Here is a 20,129-nt window from a genome sequence, read left to right as displayed (position 1 = left end):
AATTGCTGTCTTGATAGCGTGCTGGTCAGCGTGATGTAGGAAGATCGACAATGTCGTTCGCGTCGAGCGTCATAGAACGTCCCATTCTATTTGAAGAGTGTGCGTTCACACAGATTACATGCCCGACGGGACGCTTCAATCGCTCGTCACACCGGAATTTGGACGGCGCGAAAGGCGCATGAGCTGACCGTAGCATGCAGAACGTGCTGGGTCGCCAATTCGCACCCGGCAACGACAAGATATGGCGTGGGCTTTCGTGAACTATGGGCCCGTGCACCCGACACGAGGGAGAGCGAGATGGATGGTCCGTTGGTTACGGAAGTAAATCTCCATGACTTACGGATCACGGATCCGCTCATTGGAAACTACCAGCAATTGGTGAGAAAGGTGACGGTTCCTCATCAGTGGGAGGCGCTGAACGATCGTATCGTCGAAGTCCCGCCGAGCCACGCGATAGAAAACTTCCGGATCGCCGCCAACCGAGCAAAGGGCGAGTTCTACGGCACGGTTTTTCAGGACAGTAATGTGGCGAAATGGCTGGAAGCGGTCGCCTGGTCTCTGTGCCAAACACCCAATCCAGAACTGGAGAAAACCGCCGATGACCTGATTGACCTGATTGCGGCCGCCCAGTGCGGGGATGGCTATCTCAATACTTACTTCGCGGTAAAGGCGCCTGGGGAGCGCTGGAGCAATCTAAGTGAATGCCACGAGCTTTTCTGCGCCGGCCACTTGATTGAAGCGGGCATCGCTTTCTATCGTGCTACTGGCAAACGGCGCCTGCTGGACGTCGCTCGCAGGCTGGCTGACCACATCGCCGTGGTTTTTGGTCCGGAGCGCGATCAGTTGCATGGCTATGATGCCCATCCGGAAATCGAACTTGCATTGACGCGCCTCTACGAAGTGACGCAGGAGCGCCGATATCTCACACTTGCGAGTTATTTCGTCGAGCAACGCGGTACTGAGCCACACTTCTATGACACAGAATATGAGCAGCGTTCCGGCCACCGGAAATCACACGTAACGCCTTGGGTGATCAAACATAAAGCCTATAGCCAGGCGCACCTGCCGGTCTCGGAGCAGCGGACTGCAACAGGTCACGCGGTTCGGTTTGTATACCTCATGACTGGAGTTGCTCATCTGGCACGTTTGCTCCAGAACGAGCAGCTACGCCAAGCTTGCCTCCGGCTATGGCAAAACATGGTGCAGCGGCAGATCTATATTACCGGCGGTATCGGCTCGCAAAGCGCCGGCGAAGCATTCAGCAGCGACTACGATCTGCCGAACGATACCATGTACTCGGAAAGCTGCGCCTCGATTGGTCTGATGATGTTCGCCCGCCGGATGCTGGAGATGGAGGCGGACGGTCGCTATGCCGATGTGATGGAGCGTGCGCTCTATAACACCGTTCTGGGCAGCATTTCGTTGGATGGACGCCATTTCTTCTATGTCAATCCGCTTGAAGTTCACCCCAAATCGCTTCGGTCCAATCGCATCTACAGTCATGTCACACCGGTACGCCAGCCCTGGTGCGGGTGCGCCTGCTGTCCGCCGAACATCGCGCGCCTTTTCACATCAATCGGTCACTACATCTATACGCCACGATCCGATGCGCTCTATGTCAATCTTTACATTGGCAATGGCGTGGCGCTAGCGGTCGGAGAGCATACGCTGCGCCTGCGCATGAGCGGGAACTATCCCTGGGAGGACCAGGTTGAGATCGCCGTGGAATCCGAGCAGCCTATCACCCATACGCTCGCCCTGCGCCTGCCGGATTGGTGCGGCGCGCCAGAAGCCAGGCTGAACGGCGAACCGGTCAATTGCGAGTCGCGCAAAGGGTATTTGCACATTCGGCGCACGTGGCGGCCGGGCGATCGCGTCGAATTGCTGCTGCCCATGAAAGCGCGCCGCGTGTACGGTCATCCGCAACTTCGCCATTTGGCCGGCAAAGTGGCTATTCAGCGTGGCCCTCTGGTTTACTGCCTGGAAGAAGCTGACAATGGGCCGGAGCTACACAATATTTGGCTGGATGCAGACAGCCAGTTTTCGCTTGTTGAAGGCAAGGGGCTCTTTGCCCGCAAGATTTTGCTGCAGGCCGAGGGGTTCCGTTTGCAGCACAAGCTCTCTGAGGAAGCACCGCTTTATCACTACGACGAGGTGCCTGGACAGCGGCAACCGCAGCGGTTGACATTCATTCCGTGGTTCAGCTGGGCTAATCGTGGCGAAGGCGAAATGCGAATCTGGATCAATGAGTGGTGACCGGGCCATGGCCGGTAACTGTTTGAAGCAAACCTGGCCAAGGGGAGAGAATTGGTTGAGAGCGGGCATAGGCTGGCCCGTCGCATGCAGGGCAGCTGGCCTTTTCACGAGCGACGCTGGGCCGATGTTTCAACTCGACTTTCGGCCATTTAACGATTCCAACTCCATCAACCTTCAAGACCGCCTTGGAAGCGGTCAGCTCGAGAAGCTGATGGGCGTCAGCATGGCCAATCGAAGGATCGCATTCAGCGAGTCTCGATTGCAGCCGGGCATACGGAGCGCGCGACATCGTGCAGAGTAAACTAGAGCTGCAGGGGCTGTGTACACTTGACCGATGCCATCTTGAAGAGCGTTCCACCAAAGCATTCTTGAAATGAACGGGGGAGCGCCGAAGCGTCCCGGAAACCGTAAAGATACTTGGACGTGACGCGGATACGGATAGATTTTGCCTACTCAACATGACGCGAGCTGGGCGCGATGGCCGAATCCAAAGGGGCCGGCTTACGACTCTCAATCCGCAATAGTTCCCCGCCTGCAATCCCGACCACCAATACGTAAAGCCAGCCTTCGTACGCGTCCATCAGGTGCGAATTGAAAATCGAGCTTGCGATATTCTGCACTGTCGCAAGCATTCCGATCCAGGCGACAAGGGCCCTGCTGCAGAACAGCCGTACGTGCGCTATCCACATAGTCCAGACGAGGAGGATTCCAACGCTGCCCCATTGCACCGCGGCAGCAAGCGTCTGATTGTGAGGATTGCTCACAACCAGCGCCGATATTCCAGTTCGCCCAATCGATTCTTGCTCGAAAAGGCGTCGGATCGAACCAGTCCCATGACCCAGGACCGGCGCTGTTTCAATGAACTGAAACGACTTGCGCCAAAATTCAAGCCTCTCAGCTGCCGAAGGCTCTCTCTCTCCGATCTCGGCATCTGGCTGGAATGCAGCCACTTCTATGAAAATCGCAGAGACTTTTCGTTGGAGATTGGGAGACGTCTGCCACAATGCCCCGCATAACACGCAGGCTCCGATGAACCCAACCGACGCAGTTCTTTGGCTTGAGTAACGTATTGTCAGGAGGACCAGCATTATCGGCAAATAGACGAACGCCGTTCGGGCAACGTTGATGAAGGCAAGGTTAGCAAAGAATAGGAGACTGACCACACCCAGCGCCGCAACCCAACGACGTTTCTGCTGCGACGCAGCCTCGAATGACAGGCCTGCCAACGCCACTGCAACGAGCGAAAACCCTTGGCTTTGGTCAATGTAATTTCTCACGGGAACGCCGAGGCCACCGACCCTTTGAACAATCGCCAATTCCGGCACCGCCGATGCAACGAACGAGTAGGCAAGCAGAATCATGTTCGAGCCTACGAAGGTTGCAAACATCCATTTTGCCCGCGGACTGGATTGGAAATGGAACAACAGGAGCGGGAGCAACAGTAGCTTGGTCATTTTTCCCAAAGCATTGAGCCGCTCCACCCAAGAGACTCCGCTTGCCCAGGTTACCCCTATCGCCGCTAACAACACGAGCGCGAGCGGCAACGCGCCGGCGGGACGACTGATAGTCGCGAGCATCCGCTCTGTGCGGACCGTTGTCAAAATACCAAAGAAGATTACGATTCCAAGTATGCTGGTTAGGGTCGTCGACCAGGGCAGTCCGGCCACAAGCGCAAGCACGACGATGTCCACATTCCGCAGCCTCAGGCTGTCCGCACGGCCGACCTCTGGGCCGCTCCACGTTGTGCAGGCGAGCGACGCCTCGGACACAAATCGCCGAGAACAAAGTAGAACAGCTGACGTTATCTGCATATTGAGCACCCGTGTCCCATTGCAGCCAACAGCGGCCGCACTGAGGCTTATGAAGCGCATCGATCACAATATCGTAATTGGTTCGACCATGTTTCCCTGGAAGGACGCGCGAAACAGGCGGTTACAATTTCTACCTCCGCCAAATTCGGCTAGCTGTTGCGCGCTTTCCCAAGCAGGACACTCGGAAAAGAACGGCACTGTCTGTGTCGATGATGCGCGGAAGATGATCCAGTGAGATTTCGTGATGGCAAATCCACGAGCTGACGGTCCTTTTACCAGCCCTGTTGTCGAGCCCGCGATGTTCACCAAACGTGAGGCCCCTTTTCCAAGAGCGCGCAGGTGGTGTCATTCGCGGGTCATGGACGTCAACGCTTCCTGCTGCCCCGCTTCTGCCAATCGCTCAACGGGATTGTCCTCGATCGGCGCAGCGACGCCACAGACTGGTTTGGGAGTCCCAGCGAGGCACATAGCAGTGGAATAAACTCACCGCGCGTCCCATTTGGGACGGCATCCACCTGCCGCGGTTCTTCTCGCGAAGGGCGTAGGCTCCACTAGCTCGAAAAAATCGTCCGTTGAACTCAGTTACCATATGGGGCCCAGGGCGCCGTGTCCTCGGCCGCACGCGCGCAACAATCAGGGCCCCTCAATGAGCAAGCGCCTTTTGCATTGAGCGGACCTATTTCGAGTCCATTTCAAGCGAACGCGCGCTGCAGTGATATTGGCCCGCCCACCATGCTAGCGTACCGGCAAGAACCGCTGTTCCACATGATACTCGGCAGAGGGGCAACCGGCATGATCGCCAAGAGCACGAAAGCCGTACTCGGCTAGCCTTACGCACTTCATGATCGTGGCACGTTTGAGACGCGCCTACATAGCGTGGACCTTGGGCCGCGCAAACTTCACGCTTCACCTCGGCTGGCGAACTGTTGCCGATAGGCCGAGCAGCCGCTCCTCGCCGAAGGCTGCGCAGCGACCATAACGAACGCGCCTATCCCAAATGGGACTGGCGCTCCATCAAAGCTTCCCGCATGGGTACGTCAATCGATGCCGACGGCCGGGATATGCAAGCCGACCGACGAACTCATCACTTCGGTGCGATCGCGCCATCGCTCGAGATGATCCCGCCTTCGAGGTCGATTGCGGGAACCCTGGACCGATTCCCGTTGTCAAAGGACAAGGGCAGCCAAGACGGGTTGGCGTAACCCCGCCTTTCAGCTGCCGAAGCTTGAGCAATTGAATGCGCATTCTCGTATCGGGTGGCGCCGGCTTTATCGGGTCGGCGGTTTGCCGTCATTTCGTTTTAGAGCTCGGCTACGAAGTGGTCGTGGCGGACAAGCTAACCTACGCGGGGAACTTGGCGTCATTGGCACCCATTGCCAACAATCCGCGCTATCATTTTGAGCAGCGGGACATCTGTGACAAGGAGGCCGTTGACGCTCTGTTTGCCAAATATCGCCCCGATGGCGTGGTTCACTTGGCCGCTGAGAGCCACGTTGATCGATCGATTTCAGGGGCGGATGTCTTCGTACAAACCAATGTGATCGGGACCTTCGCCTTGCTCGAAGCTGCCCGGCGACACTTCTCATCTCAAAATCTGCCGGACTTTCGCTTTGTGCACGTCTCGACTGATGAAGTCTATGGTTCGCTCGGAGAGCGCGGACTATTCACTGAAGCTACGCCGTACGATCCAAGCTCTCCTTACTCTGCGACCAAGGCTGCATCGGATCATCTCGCGAAGGCATGGTATCGAACGTATGGCTTGCCGGTGATCGTTTCCAATTGCTCGAACAACTACGGCCCTTACCAACTCCCGGAAAAGCTCATCCCGTTGATGATCCTCAATGCCCTGGATCGCCAGCGGCTTCCCATATACGGAACTGGCTCGAATGTGCGCGACTGGCTCCATGTTGAAGACCATGCGCGCGCACTTGGCCTCATTTTGAAGGGCGGACGCCCGGGCGAGACGTACAATATAGGCGGAAGAAGTGAACGCCGGAACATCGATGTGGTGCGCCAGGTTTGCTCGTGGATGGACCTACTGCGTCCAACTGATCAGTCGCATCACGAGCTCATCCAATTCGTGCCGGACCGGCCGGGTCACGACCGCCGCTATGCTATCGACGCCTCGAAACTCGAAAACGAGCTGGGTTGGCGGGCGCAAGAGGCGTTTGAGAGCGGACTTGCGAAGACGGTCCATTGGTACCTGTCAAACCAACATTGGTGGCAGCCTCTAAGGGAGACGGTATATGCCGGCGAACGCCTCGGTCTTGTAAGAGGATGAGGACATCGTGCGCCTCTACGTGATCGGGACGAAGGGACAGGTATCGAGGTCCCTCAAGGAGTTGGCTGCGTTCGTGAGCGACTTGGTCATTGGTTTTGCGAGCCGGCCCGGGCTCGATCTTGCGCGGCCCCAATCCATGGCCAGCGCAATTGCGTCGTTCAGGCCGGATATCGTGATCAATCCAGCTGCCTACACAGCTGTTGATCGGGCGGAGACGGAACCCGATCTAGCCTATGCCATAAACCGCGACGCGGCCGGTGAAGTCGCGAAAGCGGCAAACGCGATTGGCGCGACTATCGTTCATCTCTCCACTGATTACGTTTTCGACGGCAAAAAGCCGGGCCCCTACGTAGAGACGGACCAACCTAATCCGCAAGGCGTTTATGGACGCTCCAAACTGGAGGGCGAACTTGCTGTCGCAGCTGCAAATCCTCGACACGTGATCTTGCGGACGTCTTGGGTTTATGCGCCGTTTGGGCACAATTTCCTTCGCACGATGCTGAAGGTAGGCGCGCAGCGCGAGTTTGTTCGTGTGGTGGACGATCAACGAGGCTGCCCGACCTATGCGCCCGACATCGCCGCTTCGATCGTCTCGATCGCCAGAAGGTTGAGACATTGGCGGCAGCAATATAGCGGGATTACCCACCTCGCCGGGGTGGACGCTATGACGTGGCATCAATTTGCCTGTCTGATTTTTAGCGAGAGCGCGAAACGCGCGGGTCCCTCGGCCGCAGTCGAACCCATTTCGTCCGCTGACTATCCGACCGCGGCCCTACGGCCAACCAATTCACAACTTTCCACCGAACGGTTGCGCTCACTTTTCGAGATCAGCTTGCCACCGACACCATCATCCATCTCGGCCTGCTTGGATCGCATTTCGCATGAGGAGAAAGGACTATGAAGGGAATCATCCTTGCCGGTGGGAACGGTACACGCCTTTATCCAATGACGGCAGTGACATCCAAGCAGCTTCTGCCGGTCTACGATAAGCCAATGATCTACTACCCCCTTACGACCCTGATGCTCGCAGGTATTCGAGACATTTTGATTATAGCGACGCCCCACGATCTGCCGTTGTTCCAGTCCCTTCTTGGAGATGGCACTCAATGGGGGATGTCATTGTCGTACAAGGCGCAGCCAAAGCCAGAGGGGTTGGCACAAGCCTTTGTTATTGGCGCGACGTTTGTGGAAGGGCACAATTCGGCGCTCATCTTAGGCGACAATATTTTCTTTGGGCACGGTCTTCCTGCGCTGCTTGCGAACGCACGTGCACGCAAAATCGGCGCCACCGTATTCGCCTATCAGGTTTCAGATCCTGAGCGTTACGGCGTCATCACCTTTAATGAGAGCGGCAAGGCCAATTCCCTTGAGGAGAAGCCAAGACAACCAAAGTCCAACTTTGCGGTGACGGGACTTTATTTTTACGACCCACAGGTTGTCCATCTGGCGGCCGGTATACGGCCGTCGGCTCGAGGCGAGCTTGAGATCACCGATCTGAATAGGGCTTACCTCGATCGGGAGCAGCTTACTGTCGAGCGCATGAGTCGCGGCTTCACGTGGCTTGACGCCGGAACGCCCGACAGCCTGCTCACCGCGGCGGAGTTTGTTTCCATGCTCGAGCGACGTCAGGGATTCAGAATAGCGTGCCCAGAGGAGATCGCCTTCGGACAGGGATTCATTGATCGCGGCCAACTGATCCGGCTTGCCGGGTCGTTGGGAAAAGGTGACTACGCGCGATACGTCGTTGGCGTTGCCGATGGCCACAGCTGACCGCGGAACATAGGATCAGCATAGAGAGACTGCAAGAAAGTGTTCCGCAAACTCGCTTCAAACGAACACCTCGACGATTTGAGGTCGCGCGCGCATAGCTTACCGAGCTGGATGCGCTCGCCGCTCAAACGTCTATTCAAGGCTACGAACCAACTGCAAACTCGACAATACCAGAGGTGGGTACAGCAATATGACACGCTAACCCCGTCAGATGTTGACGCAATCCGTCGACATGTAGACCTCTTACGATACAAGCCCCTATTGTCCGTCGTTATGCCGGTTTATAATCCGCCGACCTGGGCTCTCCGCGCGGCAATTGAAAGCGTTCGCGAGCAATTGTACCCAAACTGGGAGCTGTGCATTGCCGACGATGCATCGCCGGATCGGCTTGTAAAAGCCTTACTGGAAGAGTCGACGAGAGATCCCCGAATCAAACTGGTCAGGCGAGCCGTTAACGGCAACATTTCGGCCGCCTCCAATTCTGCGTTATCGCTCGTTCAAGGCGAGTTCGTCGCCTTGATGGATCACGACGACGTCCTTTCTACACACGCCCTTTATGAAGTCGCCGTGGCGCTCAATGACCGCTCCGATCTCGACATCATATACAGCGATGAAGATCAGATCGATCGGCGAGGTCGCCGTCAGTCACCCTATTTTAAGACCGACTGGAATAAAGAACTGTTCTTGGGCCACAATCTCATTAGTCATTTGGGAGTCTATCGGCGCTCTCTCCTGGAGAGCGTCGGCGGATTTCGATTGGGCTTTGAAGGTAGCCAGGACTACGATCTCGCGCTGCGATGTGTTGAATCCAGCTCACCCGATCGAATTCACCACATTCCAACTGTCCTTTATCACTGGCGTCGCGATTTTGGAGCGAAGTCGTTCTCCGAAGCAAAACCCGCGCGGTGTGCTCAAGCGGCTCGACGAGCCATCGACGAACACCTGCAGAGAAGTCATGAGAACGCCGTCGCGGAATCACATCCCGTTTTGCCGCATTGGGTGCGTGTTCGCCGAAAGCCTCCAGCAACGGCGCCGACCGTCACCCTCATCGTCCCAACGCTCGTCGGATCGGGCCTGCCTGCCACTTGCGCAAGAGATGTCCTTGAGCAGACCGACTATCCCAACGTCGAGCTTCTTGTGGTTGAACACGAAAGCCGATCCACGGAACGCCAATCGCTGCTTCAAAGGCTCAGTGGCGATCCTCGCGTTCGTACCCTCACACACAGGGGCGCATTCAACTATTCTGCAATGATCAATATGGCGGCCCGTCAGGCAAACGGAGTAATACTCGGTTTGTTGAGTGACGATATTGAGGTCATCAATCCGGGTTGGCTTTCCGAAATGGTCTCATGGGCCCTTCGAGACGACGCGGGCGCGGTTGGGGCCAGGCTGGTCCATTCGGATGGTCGCGTTCGACATGGCGGGTTGGCGCTCGCCTTGCCCAGTATTGCCAATCCGTTCAATTATCGATTGCGCCGAAATGCGGCCGGGTATTTCGGTCGGAACGTGCTGGTTTCCGAAGTCTCCGCCGTAGCTGGAGCCTGTCTTCTTGTACGAAGATCGGTGTACGAACAGGTCGGCGGACTGGATGAAATCAACCTGCCCGTTACGTTCAATGACGTTGACCTCTGTCTGAAAGTCAGACGCTGCGGATACCGGAACATCTGGACCCCGCATGCGGAGCTCTATCATCATCAATCCAGGCGCAAAAACGCCGACGCGCACGTAGGCAATTCGAAAGATTTGCGAGCCGAGGCCGCCTACATGCTCAAAACATGGAACCTGGAACTGTCGCGTGATCCCTTTCACAACGACAATCTCGTCAATGATGCGGCAACATCCTTTGAACTCGCGTTTCCTCCGCGACGCCGGAAGCCGTGGCAAGATCACCTAGCCGCGCGTGATCATTCTGTGATTGGGAAGCCCTTCAGCGAAGAGGCTCCAGTTCGAGCGCGCATAGCATCCAGATCCACTATCGCGGGCAGACTGCATGATTGATTCAACCCACTTCAGATCTCAAGTCTTTGCGTACTTGAGACAAATTCAGCACGCTGCGAAGTAACCGAGCAAGCCGATGCATCCATTGTCTGTTGATCGAAGTCAGTTCGACGTCCGCCGCCCGGCAACGAGGACCACGCGAGGCTTCAGGAGTGCCCGCTTGGATCTCCTGGATGGCCTGACCCATTGGAGGCTTTGGGGGTCCTTGGGCTGGAACGAGATCGTCCAGCGGTATCGGCGCTCCGTTCTGGGCCCATTTTGGTTGACCGCCAGCATGGGCGTCATGGTCATCGCTTTGGGCGTGGTATATGCCGAGCTCTTTCAGCAAGAAGTCGACCAATTTATTCCGTTCTTTTGTTCCGGCATCTTGGTCTGGACGTTCATGGCAAGCTATTTGACTGAGAGTGGGACGCTGTTCACCGGCTCTGAGTGCTACATCAAGCAAATTAGCCTGCCTTTCTCGGTCTATGTTTTTCGTTTCAACTGGACCAAACTGATCATTTTCTTGCACAATTTCATTGTATATTTGGGCGTTGTTATTTATTTCAGAATTTGGCCCGGATCGGTTGCCCTTTTAGCGATCATTGGTCTCTTGGCCATTGTCGTCAACGGGATCTTTGCAAGCCTGACAATTGGAATGGTCTCCGCGAGATTTCGCGACATTCCGCAAGTCATCAATTCGGTCGTCCAAATTCTGTTCTTTCTCACACCGATCTTTTGGCGGCCTGACTCACTGAGCGGACACGCCTTTATCACCCGGTATAATCCGTTCTTTCATCTGCTGCAGCTGGCGCGTGCGCCGCTCCTAGGAGAGATGCCATCAACGGAAAACTACTTCGCAGTCGTATTGATCACAGTCCTCAACATCGGCGTATCAGTCTATCTACTTTCGCGCTTCCGCTGGCGAATCGCGTATTGGATTTAAAGATGGTTACATCAGCCTCTGAGCGGACGCCTCTGCTTGCGTTTGAAGATGTAAGCGTTTCCTTTCCTATCTACCAAACAGGTTCGCGCTCACTCAAAAAGCATCTGTTGTTTCGTGGCACAGGCGGCCAGCTTGCAACAGATGCCAGTCATCGGATCGTCGTTGAGGCGCTCAGAAACGTCTCTTTCCGGTTGAGCGCTGGTGATCGCATAGCTCTCATCGGCAGCAACGGGGCCGGTAAGACAACCTTGCTTCGAGCAATGGCCGGGGTCTACCAACCGACAAGCGGGAACGTAGCGTCCTGTGGACGGATATCACCTCTGTTTGATATCGCCTTGGGAATCGATGCTGACTTGAGCGGATATGACAATATCCGGCTGCGCGGCATGCTGCTTGGGCTAAGCTCGAGCCAGATCGAAACGCAGATGGCGGACATTGGCGATTTTACGGGACTCGGTGACTATTTGAGCATCCCGGTACGCACCTATTCATCGGGTATGATGACGCGATTGACGTTCGCCGTGGCAACCTGCTTCTCGCCGGAAATCCTATTGATGGATGAGTGGATCATGGCCGGCGATGCAGCTTTCCTTGCCAAAGCGCAGCACCGTGTAGCTTCCTTCGTTGAACGAGCCAGCATCCTGGTGCTTGCTTCTCATAGCTTCGAAATTTGTCGGCAGTGGTGCACAAAAGCCATTTGGATGGAGCGCGGTCAAATCGAGATGTTTGGTGAAATTGAAGCTGTCCTAGCAGCATACTCGGAGATGTTTTCTGGTGGAACTTGATATTTGCTAGCGTCTGTTCGGGATTGAGTTTAAGGCCGTGATGAATTCCAAGCAGGTTATTTGCAAGGCGGCGAAGCTTCGAGATAATGCCAATCTGAGGGAAGACGCCTCGCGCCCGGATGGGTCTCTGATTGATAACGGTGCCGATGCCAAGGAGAGCGGCAAGCCGATCGCTTCAAAGCGATCGTGAACTTCGTCTATCCCTCAATTCACGAGAAGGTGCGTTCAAGAATGACGCTGACGGTGACGCGTTTGGCCGCGATAAGGAGCCCGGAAGTCTCGCGTTCTTCACTCGCCGCGCGTAGGCCGGATCGTCGACGCAGATGCGTTGGCGATCAGACGCCAGCTACAGGCCTGCGCGAGCGCGACGACATCCGAAACCGGGTCGTTTTGATGCACGTCAGCGATCAGCACATCGCCGCCAGAGAGATCGACCATGCTCGGCGCCGGATGCACCGGCGCCCAGATGGCGCGGTCGGGGTGGGCTGCTTGCTTATGTCGGACGACGACGTGTCTTGGTCGATCACGGAGCGCTGATCCGCATCGGCGATACGACTTCCGCGCAGCGCTGTCGGCAAACGTGTTCGGCACCCGCATTGCGATAGATTCAACTTTAGATTAGACCCGCTTTGCTGCAGGTTGACAACTAGGGGTTCCCATGGGGGCGTCCGATGATCTCTCGATCGTGGCTATTATTCCGATGTACAATGGCGCTACGTTCATCAAAGAATCTGTCGCGAGCGTGCTGGCTCAGACCCTTCCCCCGAACGAGGTTCTGGTTGTGGACGACGGCTCAACCGATCATGGAGCATCCATCGTCGCAAGCCTGGCGACGGTACATCCGAAGATCAGGCTTCTTCGCAAGCCGAACGGCGGCCAATCGTCTGCTCGAAATTTCGGTATCTCCCACTCCAAAAGCCGTCTGATTGCCCTGCTTGATCAGGATGATGTCTGGCATCCTCATCACCTCGAGAGGCTGTCCAAGCCATTCCGAAAGAAGCGCGGAATTCCGCTTGGCTGGGTCTACAGCAACCTTGATGAAATCGATGAAAGCGGCGGAATGGTCACAAAGCGCTATTTGGATAGGGTGCCGGCTCAACACCCGAAACAAAGCATTATCGAGTGTCTGGCCAGGGACATGTTCATCCTGCCATCGGCCTCACTCATCTCGCGTCTAGCATTCGAGGCCGTCGGTGGATTCGATGAAAGGCTATCCGGTTATGAGGACGATGACCTATTTCTACGGCTGTTTCGCGCCGGATACGATCACGTCTATCTTGACGAACCTCTTTCGAAATGGCGCATCTATCCAGGCTCGACATCGTATAGCCCGCGCATGGCGAGGTCGCGTATGGTCTACGCATACAAGCTTGCCACGACCTTTCCCGACGATCCTCGTCAGAATCGGTATTTCGTCCGTGACCTGATCGCGCCGCGATTCTACGCCAACCTTCACGGCGAATACGTAACGGCTGTTCGTCGCGGTGACCGCGAGGCCATGAACCGCGTCCTTACCGACATCGGAGCAATCCTACCGCACTTGAGGAAGCGACACGCTTTGATGTTTCGTGCGATGGGCACTTTGCTGCGCGATCCAACAATCGGCTACGTAGGTGTCGGTATCAGGCACTGTCTGACAGGACTGATCCGGACTCGTGCGTCGTGAAGGCAAGCGCGGTGATCTACGCAGCGGCGAAGCCAATCTCTTCGCAAATCGCAACGGTTGATTATCTCACGAAACGGGGGACTATCTATTGCACGGGTCCACACATTTGAACCGAGCAGGGTAAGTATCCCCATCACTGGATCCAGGACATGAGCACTTTTTAATCGCGGAGGCGTGTTGCTCTCAGGGATAGGCCTTCTGCTGCATGGGTCAGCAATGATCTTTGGCCAGACTATAAAGAAACGGCCCGAGCCGTAAGGCCGAAAGTCGCGCCCCGACGATCGACAGCCTGTCGCTTGCTCGGCGCTGCCAACCCGGCAACCTGTATGCATCCCCGGTCAGAAGTATATCCGAACATGTATCTGTGGTTGCCCGCGCAACACGCTGGTTCGTCGAAGATGCCGCGACGGGACCCAATTGGTCGCCTCGATGTACCGACAGAACCCAGCGGCTACGTGCTCGGGGCCTGGTCATACTAAGCTCGGAGGTCAAGCGATCATGCTGAGACGTACTCTCATCGCAAGGATTTGCGATGACGCTCACGCCACAAGCATAAATGCGCCATGCTAGGGTGATCGACGGCCAACCAACACCAGACCAGGCACTGTCGGTCGCTGCAGATACTTGTTGGTTGTTCCGAAGCGAAGGCTGGAACCTGAACGTCAAACCCGCGCTTCGGAGCATACATTAGTCAAATCCCTAAGGCGCGGATGCCGGCTGTCCTTGTCCGAAATGACTGCACTCGCACCGGATAGCGGCCACTCGATCCCGAGATCGGGATCGCTCCAGAGAATGCCGCTGTCGCATTCTGGTGCGAAATAATCGGTGACCTTGTAAAGGACCTCCGTGTTCTCTTCGAGCGTCATGAAGCCGTGCGCGAAGCCAGCAGGCACCAGAAGCTGGCTTCCTGTTTCCGCCGAAATCACAGCATTCACGTGCTGGCCATAGGTCGGTGAGTTGTCGCGTATATCGACGGCAACATCAAAGATGACGCCGCGTACCACACGCACAAGCTTTGCCTGCGCGCGCGGCGGGGTCTGAAAGTGCAGCCCGCGCACAGTGCCTGTCGCAGCCGAGAACGAGTGGTTGTCCTGCACGAAATCAAGATCAAGACCACCTTCCCGCAACGCGCGTTTATTCCAGGTCTCAGAGAAAAAGCCTCGATGATCGCCGAATTTCGGTGAGCGGATGAGCTTCACCTCCGCGATGGCAAGAGACTGGATTTCGACCGTCATGTGATTTCCTTTCGATGGTATTGAATACGACCGCGGTCCACACCATCGAGCGTGTGAGCGCTGTGAATAGCAAACGAAGACGAATGGGCGGACCGATCAGATATCCGGGAGGCAGCTTCGAGGTGATGCAAGCACCTAAATTCGCGTCGGACGCAGATCATCAAATCTTGTTCGCGATCACAGCCAACAGCATTGCGAGATTTGCGAGCGGCGTCTGCCGGTAAACTCCGGACCGCCAGAAGCTCCACAAACGTCGCGGGAGGCTTTCCGCTAGGCGCATCTCAACGAACCTCTCGAGAACGCTCATGTTCTCCTCTGTCATGCGGTGTGACAGGTGGTGCATCAGTGCCCTGACATTGAGGGAATTCCAGCCTCGCCACTGACCCGCAAGGACCTTCTTCGCGCGATGAATTGCGGCCAGAAGGCCCAGATTTGACCCAACCAAGTTGTCTCGATGCTGACGATATCTCACCGAAGGGGTCTGATCATAGAAGATCATCCCGCCTGCTGCGGAGACCGTAAGATAGGTCATCCAGTCATGGGCGACAACGATCTCATTGGGCACATGCCGGAGCAGATCGCCGGCTAGACAATTGAACACCATAGTATTTCCCCCGCCGACATTTTGGACAAGCGCGTTTCGAAAGCTCGGAGGACGTTTGAATGCGGTCGAGTATCCAAGATGGCGCCCTGCCTCATCAATCAGCTCAGTTCGCGAACAGTAGAGAGCAGGCTTGTCGCACGGCACAGTGCGCAGCATGTTGATCGCCCTGCTTAGCTTTTCGGCATACCAAATGTCATCCTGATCACTGAAGGCGAAATAATCCGCTTCGATTCTGTCATCGGACAACAAACTTAAGAAGTTTGCCGCAGCTCCGGAGCGGGGGCCACAGCGCAGGGTCACTTCCTGCGGCACGCCGCCCGCGAAGTCCTGAATTATATCGCGGGTTCTGTCGCTGGATCCGTCATCCGAGACATGGACGGACCAGTTGGGGTGGGTCTGCTCTGCATATGATAGGAGTTGTTCGGACAGGAAACGCGCGCCATTCCTAACAGCAAGCAAGATAGCTACGTGTGGGCTGCTCGTGTTGCGATCGCCTGCAACAACGAAAGCCGGTCGGCTATTTCGCATCAAGGCGCCAAGGTGCAAGCTGCTTACATCCAATATTCGCGGCACTAACGAAGACGAGACAACAGCGAGACCAACTCGCCCTGTCGCTTGGTCGCTGTCCGCACAAAAACGGCTTTGAGGTGATTGCGGGCTGTTCCCGCCGAAATGTTCATTTCGCGGGCGATTTCCTTTAGCGATTTTCCCATAACGAGGAGTCGTGCAAGATGCGCTTGAACGCGAGTCAAGCCGAATATCTCCATAAGTGAAATTTGAGAAATGGCAGGGATCTCATTCAGATCCGTCAGAAGAAGAAGAGCGCCGCTGTCACAAGTCGGGCTTTTGCAAGTCCACGCTTGCAAGACGGCTTCGATAATGATCGGTCGACGATCCGAAAGATGGATGACGACTTGCGAAGCTAAACTCTCTTGCGAGCAGGACGCCAACCGGACCCGATTCAGCAACTCCTCCAATTTCATGCGCGATTGGTAATCGGTGACGTAAAGACGCCGCCCCCGCACGCAGAGCTCGCCGTCAAACAGCTTTGAAGCCTTGGCGCTCACAGCCAGCACCGAGCCGTTTCGATCCATCCAAATGGCCGGACAGTTGATCACGTCGAGCAGGCTGATGATGCTCGAATACTCCTCCGGGTTCATTGAGGACTGACGGAACACGACTCTTCCTGTGCACAAATCAAGCATTTCAACTCTACGCGTCGTTGGTCATGAGCAAGTCCCCAAGCGTGCCTACAACCTGACGCAAGGTGCGGTTCAAGTGATTTCCGACAATGGGCGGATCTCTCTCCAATCTTGGCGAGAATAGAGCTTCCCATTCCGGAACAACGACGCGAGTTCTGCTATTCGCTACCCGTTCCGATGTACGCATCGCCAAGTCTGAGAGTCTTCGCGGCAGTTAAGCCAAGCTGACTTCAAGAACGAGTGTTGGATCTTAGTTGTGTGACAGAACCGACTTACTCCCGCGCGGGCCGCTTTATTAGCTTTGGACTACTCCACGATGCGAAGGGGCTTTGGGCTGCGGCGCAGCGATCACCTTTTGAAGCCAGCGCGGCTCTGTCGGGCATGGGCCTCACCAGATCGGTCAGGACGTCAGAACAAACATCTGTCACCTAGCCGTCCCCCGGTGTATGAAGCGAACGACATCCTGCGGCGCGAGTTGGATGCGCAGTGCCGCTCGCAGCGCGGCGAGACCAAACGCTCGAAGGTCCTCGTTGAAGTCTGAAAGTTGAGGCGATAAGGCAATCGTCTCAACACCAGCCTGCATGGCGCGCTCAGTCAGGGCCGCTACCGCGAGATCGCCAGCCGCATCGAGGTCGCGTGCAATGTAGAGTCGACGTAGCGTCAGCGGAAGCTGCAGGGCGGCAAGATGGTTTGCGGAAAGCGCAGCAGCCATTGGCATCGTCGGAGCCGCGCAGCGGAGCGAGAGCATCGTCTCGATCCCCTCTCCCGCCGTAAGCACCTCATCGGCGGTACCGAACCGGACGGCGTTACCGAGCAGATCGCCCATGGCACGTCGCGGCGTGTCGACTGGTGCTTTTCCGAGGCGCACGCGATCGAAGCCGTGAGGATCGAGCCAGGTGCGATGCACGCCAGTAATACGGCCATTTAAATCCGTAACGCGAGCGATCAATGCCGGCCAGATCTCTGTTTCGGTGTCCTCATCGGATCGGTAGTAACAGTGCGGGTGGAAGCGCAGCTCACCGTCGGTGCAGAAAGGTGCAATGTCCCGGCCACGCAAATAGGCCTCCGCGAGAGTTCCGGCGACCAACTGCGACATGGCGAAGAGGCGCGCGGCCGCCTCGGGCGAACCCGCCAACGCTTTATTGTGCACAACTTTCGAGGACAGCGCGGAGGCCGATCGAGGCAAGTTGAGAAAACGCCGCGCCTCCCCGGCAACGTCACGGAAATCGACAAGCCCGCAGCTTTCGCGGATGATATCGAGCAGGTCGCCATGCTCACCCGTTGCAGCGTCGGTCCATTTGCCGGCTGGCCCCTTGGGGGAGGCTAGCAATCGCACGAACATCGAGCGTCCCGGCGTGTTGCGGGCATCACCAACCGTCCAGTAGCGGCCTTGGCGCCGGCCGTTGGAGAGACAATGGCGACACACCGCCTCGACCTCACGCGCGAGACGATGTGCCAGTTCGGAAAGCTGGCGTCCCATCACGCGGCCTCGCGTTCGGCGACTAGCCCAAGCGGATAGCGCTCCAGCATCTGGGCGCGGATCCCAGGTCGGGTCGCATCTGCCAGGGCGAACCTGCGCAGCTTCCAGGAGATGATCTCGCGGAAAAGGCCGTAAGACTTGGGACGGTCCCCCATCGTGCCCTTGAACCCGGAGACTTCAGTGCGGTTTACACCCATCACTCGTACGCGGCGGAACTGAAGATCTTCGGCGAGCTCGAAAACGGTCTTGGCGTGGCTCTCCTCGAAGACGATCATTCGGTCGAAGTCAGAGCCCAACCATTCAACGATCTGCGTTACACGCGAAAGCATTTCATCGCGTTCGTTGCTGGGCAGCGTAGCGTAGGTGGTAAATCGGACGCCTTCCGAAAGCCGGATCGGGGTGTCCTGATGGAAACGCGACAGCGGTCTCACAAGCAGCCGCGCCATGCCGAGCGCGGACCAGTCGCGCTGCGCATCTTCGATCAGTTCGTCAGACTTGCTGCTCCAGACCGCCCGGCGGCGGCCCTTGAGCCAATTGTCGAGCAAGATACCGGCGACCTGGCCCTTGCCTGCGCCGAGCCGGACGTCCAACAGAATGCCATCAGCCATAAGACTTGACGGCAGGTGCGAACGGTCGTTCGGCTTCGGTAACGCAACGGACGCCACCGCCGCGGATTGCAGGAGCTTGATCGGATGTGCGCACGATCCGGGAATACTGATCGGCTGCAATTCATATTCTTCGTAGAAGGCCTCGGAGGGTCTGGCGCTTTCCGGCGGCAATTCGGTCGTCTCGTATGAAGGTTCTACACCTTCTGGCGTGCCGCCTCCCGAAGTGGACGACGGGCGTGGTGCAAAGGCACCGACCGATCGCGACATCGCAGGACGCCCGATTGCGTCAACCACGAGGGGAGTCGCAACGGGCAGCTTCGGAAGAACATGCTGGGTCACCAACAAGGTGCCGACATCGCCTGCCATGCCTGACCAGGCGAGAAAAATCTTATGATCCCCGGCAAAGGTCGCGAGCAAACCGGCCCGCGCGACGGGCTTCAAAACGCGGTCGGCCGGCGCAATGCCGCCTGCGGTGCATGCCGCAAGCCCGAGCGGGATCGGAGTCGAGAATTGCTGAAGCGCCTGACAGTCCTCGGAACGGAGCGTATGGGTCTGCAGACAATTTGCGATTCTCGCAAGCAGGGGCAGCATCACGACCGTCGAACCAGGCTTGGACCGCCTGACCGGACCAAACCTGCGAACAAATAGGACGGTCGCCGCTTCGTAGGTGTCGCAGGCGGTCTTCCAGTCCCAGGCGCCGTCCGCGTCCGAGGCGCCAAAGACAGCCTTCATAGCGCTGCGCAGGACACCACCATCGATACGACGGTTGCGTTCAAGGTCCGTCAAGAGCTGCCGCGCTGCCCTGGCGACGGCGGAAATGATATTTGCGGCGGCACGCATCGATAGCGGCGCGGCGACAGCGCCGCCGGCGAGAGATTCGGTCATGGCAAGATTTCTTTCGGAGAGCAGGAGCGGGTCGAGCTGGCTGGTGCTCTCTCTGGACCAGGCCGGCTCAAACCCGTCACCGCGGCCCTCTCAGCTCTTATCACACGGCCGCCCTCACGTCGGGCGCGCATCGAGTGCGCAAGCTGCAACAACGGATCGCCCTGGCAGGGCCGCGGCGCGGGGAAGCACACGAGATCGTGCCCCTTCAGTTCATCGAGTACTGGAAGCGCCGCGCTCGCGCGCGAACACGGCGAAGCGCGCTGCCGGACAGACTGCCGTGAGCCGGAGCTGCTATTTGATCATGTCGACGGAAACGGAGAGGGTAGGCGCGATGTCTTGCTCGGAACAGCCTTGTTCGCGCAACGTCTGGGATGCACGAAACTGGCCGAAGGGGATGATGCGCGACGCGATGAACGATATCGGCGAGTTGAGTCCTCTTCCGTGCTGATCTCGGTGATCGCATCACCGACGATGCAGGGGACCAACGCGGTCTTCAGTAGGCGCTCCTGCTTCACCAGGAGTCCAAACGCGCGATAACGGCGGCGCCCGACACTCTGCGGTAGCATCTTGCGGTGCACTTTCTGTGCTGCACGCAACTGCGAGTTTGTCGGCGAGTCCCACCG

At 57.1% G+C, this 20,129-nt stretch carries 16 protein-coding genes; 9 read left to right on the top strand and 7 right to left on the bottom strand.

What is annotated here, in order from left to right; all coding sequences use genetic code 11:
• Window positions 1-297 precede the first annotated feature (297 nt).
• Window positions 298-2,256, top strand: coding sequence for a glycoside hydrolase family 127 protein (locus tag NLM32_RS06960; RefSeq protein WP_254128488.1), 1,959 nt, complete (start codon window positions 298-300; stop codon window positions 2,254-2,256).
• Window positions 2,257-2,705: 449 nt separating this feature from the next.
• Here NLM32_RS06960 and NLM32_RS06955 read toward each other — a convergent pair whose 3' ends face one another.
• Window positions 2,706-3,947 (bottom strand): O-antigen ligase, encoded by a 1,242-nt coding sequence (locus NLM32_RS06955; RefSeq protein WP_254128487.1) that lies wholly within the window; start codon window positions 3,945-3,947, stop codon window positions 2,706-2,708.
• A 1,357-nt stretch (window positions 3,948-5,304) separates the two neighbouring features.
• Here NLM32_RS06955 and rfbB point away from each other — a divergent pair.
• From rfbB to NLM32_RS06920, 7 genes are all read left to right on the top strand, one after another.
• Entirely contained in the window at window positions 5,305-6,348 is a 1,044-nt protein-coding gene (gene rfbB, locus NLM32_RS06950; RefSeq protein WP_254128486.1) for a dTDP-glucose 4,6-dehydratase, read from the top strand.
• Between the two features lie 7 nt (window positions 6,349-6,355).
• Window positions 6,356-7,249: a dTDP-4-dehydrorhamnose reductase gene (gene rfbD, locus NLM32_RS06945; protein ID WP_254128485.1), complete on the top strand. Its 894-nt coding sequence runs from the start codon at window positions 6,356-6,358 to the stop codon at window positions 7,247-7,249.
• Window positions 7,246-8,118 carry a glucose-1-phosphate thymidylyltransferase RfbA gene (gene rfbA / locus NLM32_RS06940; RefSeq protein WP_254128484.1) on the top strand — a complete coding sequence of 291 codons (873 nt, stop codon included), beginning with the start codon at window positions 7,246-7,248 and terminating at the stop codon, window positions 8,116-8,118. The genes rfbD and rfbA overlap by 4 nt, the downstream gene beginning before the upstream one ends.
• Before the next feature lie 261 nt (window positions 8,119-8,379).
• On the top strand, window positions 8,380-10,116 hold the full coding sequence (locus tag NLM32_RS06935) for a glycosyltransferase (RefSeq protein ID WP_254128483.1): 1,737 nt from the start codon (window positions 8,380-8,382) through the stop codon (window positions 10,114-10,116).
• A gap of 160 nt (window positions 10,117-10,276) precedes the next feature.
• On the top strand, window positions 10,277-11,041 hold the full coding sequence (locus NLM32_RS06930) for an ABC transporter permease (protein WP_254128482.1): 765 nt from the start codon (window positions 10,277-10,279) through the stop codon (window positions 11,039-11,041).
• A gap of 2 nt (window positions 11,042-11,043) precedes the next feature.
• Complete coding sequence (locus NLM32_RS06925) at window positions 11,044-11,826, top strand: ABC transporter ATP-binding protein (RefSeq protein WP_254128481.1); 783 nt, start codon at window positions 11,044-11,046, stop codon at window positions 11,824-11,826.
• A gap of 40 nt (window positions 11,827-11,866) precedes the next feature.
• Window positions 11,867-12,016: a hypothetical protein gene (locus tag NLM32_RS06920; protein WP_254128480.1), complete on the top strand. Its 150-nt coding sequence runs from the start codon at window positions 11,867-11,869 to the stop codon at window positions 12,014-12,016.
• 98 nt (window positions 12,017-12,114) lie between these two features.
• Here NLM32_RS06920 and NLM32_RS06915 read toward each other — a convergent pair whose 3' ends face one another.
• Window positions 12,115-12,264, bottom strand: coding sequence for a hypothetical protein (locus NLM32_RS06915; RefSeq protein ID WP_254128479.1), 150 nt, complete (start codon window positions 12,262-12,264; stop codon window positions 12,115-12,117).
• 220 nt (window positions 12,265-12,484) lie between these two features.
• Here NLM32_RS06915 and NLM32_RS06910 point away from each other — a divergent pair, with 220 nt between their 5' ends.
• Window positions 12,485-13,492: a glycosyltransferase gene (locus tag NLM32_RS06910; protein ID WP_254128478.1), complete on the top strand. Its 1,008-nt coding sequence runs from the start codon at window positions 12,485-12,487 to the stop codon at window positions 13,490-13,492.
• Between the two features lie 662 nt (window positions 13,493-14,154).
• Here NLM32_RS06910 and rfbC read toward each other — a convergent pair.
• The 5 genes from rfbC to NLM32_RS06885 all read right to left on the bottom strand — a co-directional run bounded on the left by rfbC (window position 14,155) and on the right by NLM32_RS06885 (window position 19,506).
• Window positions 14,155-14,727: a dTDP-4-dehydrorhamnose 3,5-epimerase gene (gene rfbC, locus NLM32_RS06905; protein WP_254128477.1), complete on the bottom strand. Its 573-nt coding sequence runs from the start codon at window positions 14,725-14,727 to the stop codon at window positions 14,155-14,157.
• Window positions 14,728-14,887: 160 nt separating this feature from the next.
• Window positions 14,888-15,859 carry a glycosyltransferase family 2 protein gene (locus tag NLM32_RS06900; protein ID WP_254135233.1) on the bottom strand — a complete coding sequence of 324 codons (972 nt, stop codon included), beginning with the start codon at window positions 15,857-15,859 and terminating at the stop codon, window positions 14,888-14,890.
• A 44-nt stretch (window positions 15,860-15,903) separates the two neighbouring features.
• Window positions 15,904-16,509 carry a LuxR C-terminal-related transcriptional regulator gene (locus NLM32_RS06895; protein ID WP_254128476.1) on the bottom strand — a complete coding sequence of 202 codons (606 nt, stop codon included), beginning with the start codon at window positions 16,507-16,509 and terminating at the stop codon, window positions 15,904-15,906.
• A gap of 448 nt (window positions 16,510-16,957) precedes the next feature.
• Window positions 16,958-18,013, bottom strand: a complete 1,056-nt coding sequence (locus NLM32_RS06890; protein WP_254128475.1) for a toprim domain-containing protein — start codon at window positions 18,011-18,013, stop codon at window positions 16,958-16,960.
• Window positions 18,013-19,506 (bottom strand): strawberry notch-like NTP hydrolase domain-containing protein, encoded by a 1,494-nt coding sequence (locus NLM32_RS06885; RefSeq protein WP_256568220.1) that lies wholly within the window; start codon window positions 19,504-19,506, stop codon window positions 18,013-18,015. The genes NLM32_RS06890 and NLM32_RS06885 overlap by 1 nt, the downstream gene beginning before the upstream one ends.
• Between the last annotated feature and the right edge of the window lie 623 nt (window positions 19,507-20,129).

The sequence above is a fragment of the Bradyrhizobium sp. CCGUVB14 genome, assembly GCF_024199935.1.
Lineage (GTDB): Bacteria > Pseudomonadota > Alphaproteobacteria > Rhizobiales > Xanthobacteraceae > Bradyrhizobium.
The sequence above is the reverse complement of the archived record's forward strand: the minus strand, read 5'-3'. Positions and strand labels throughout refer to the sequence as shown.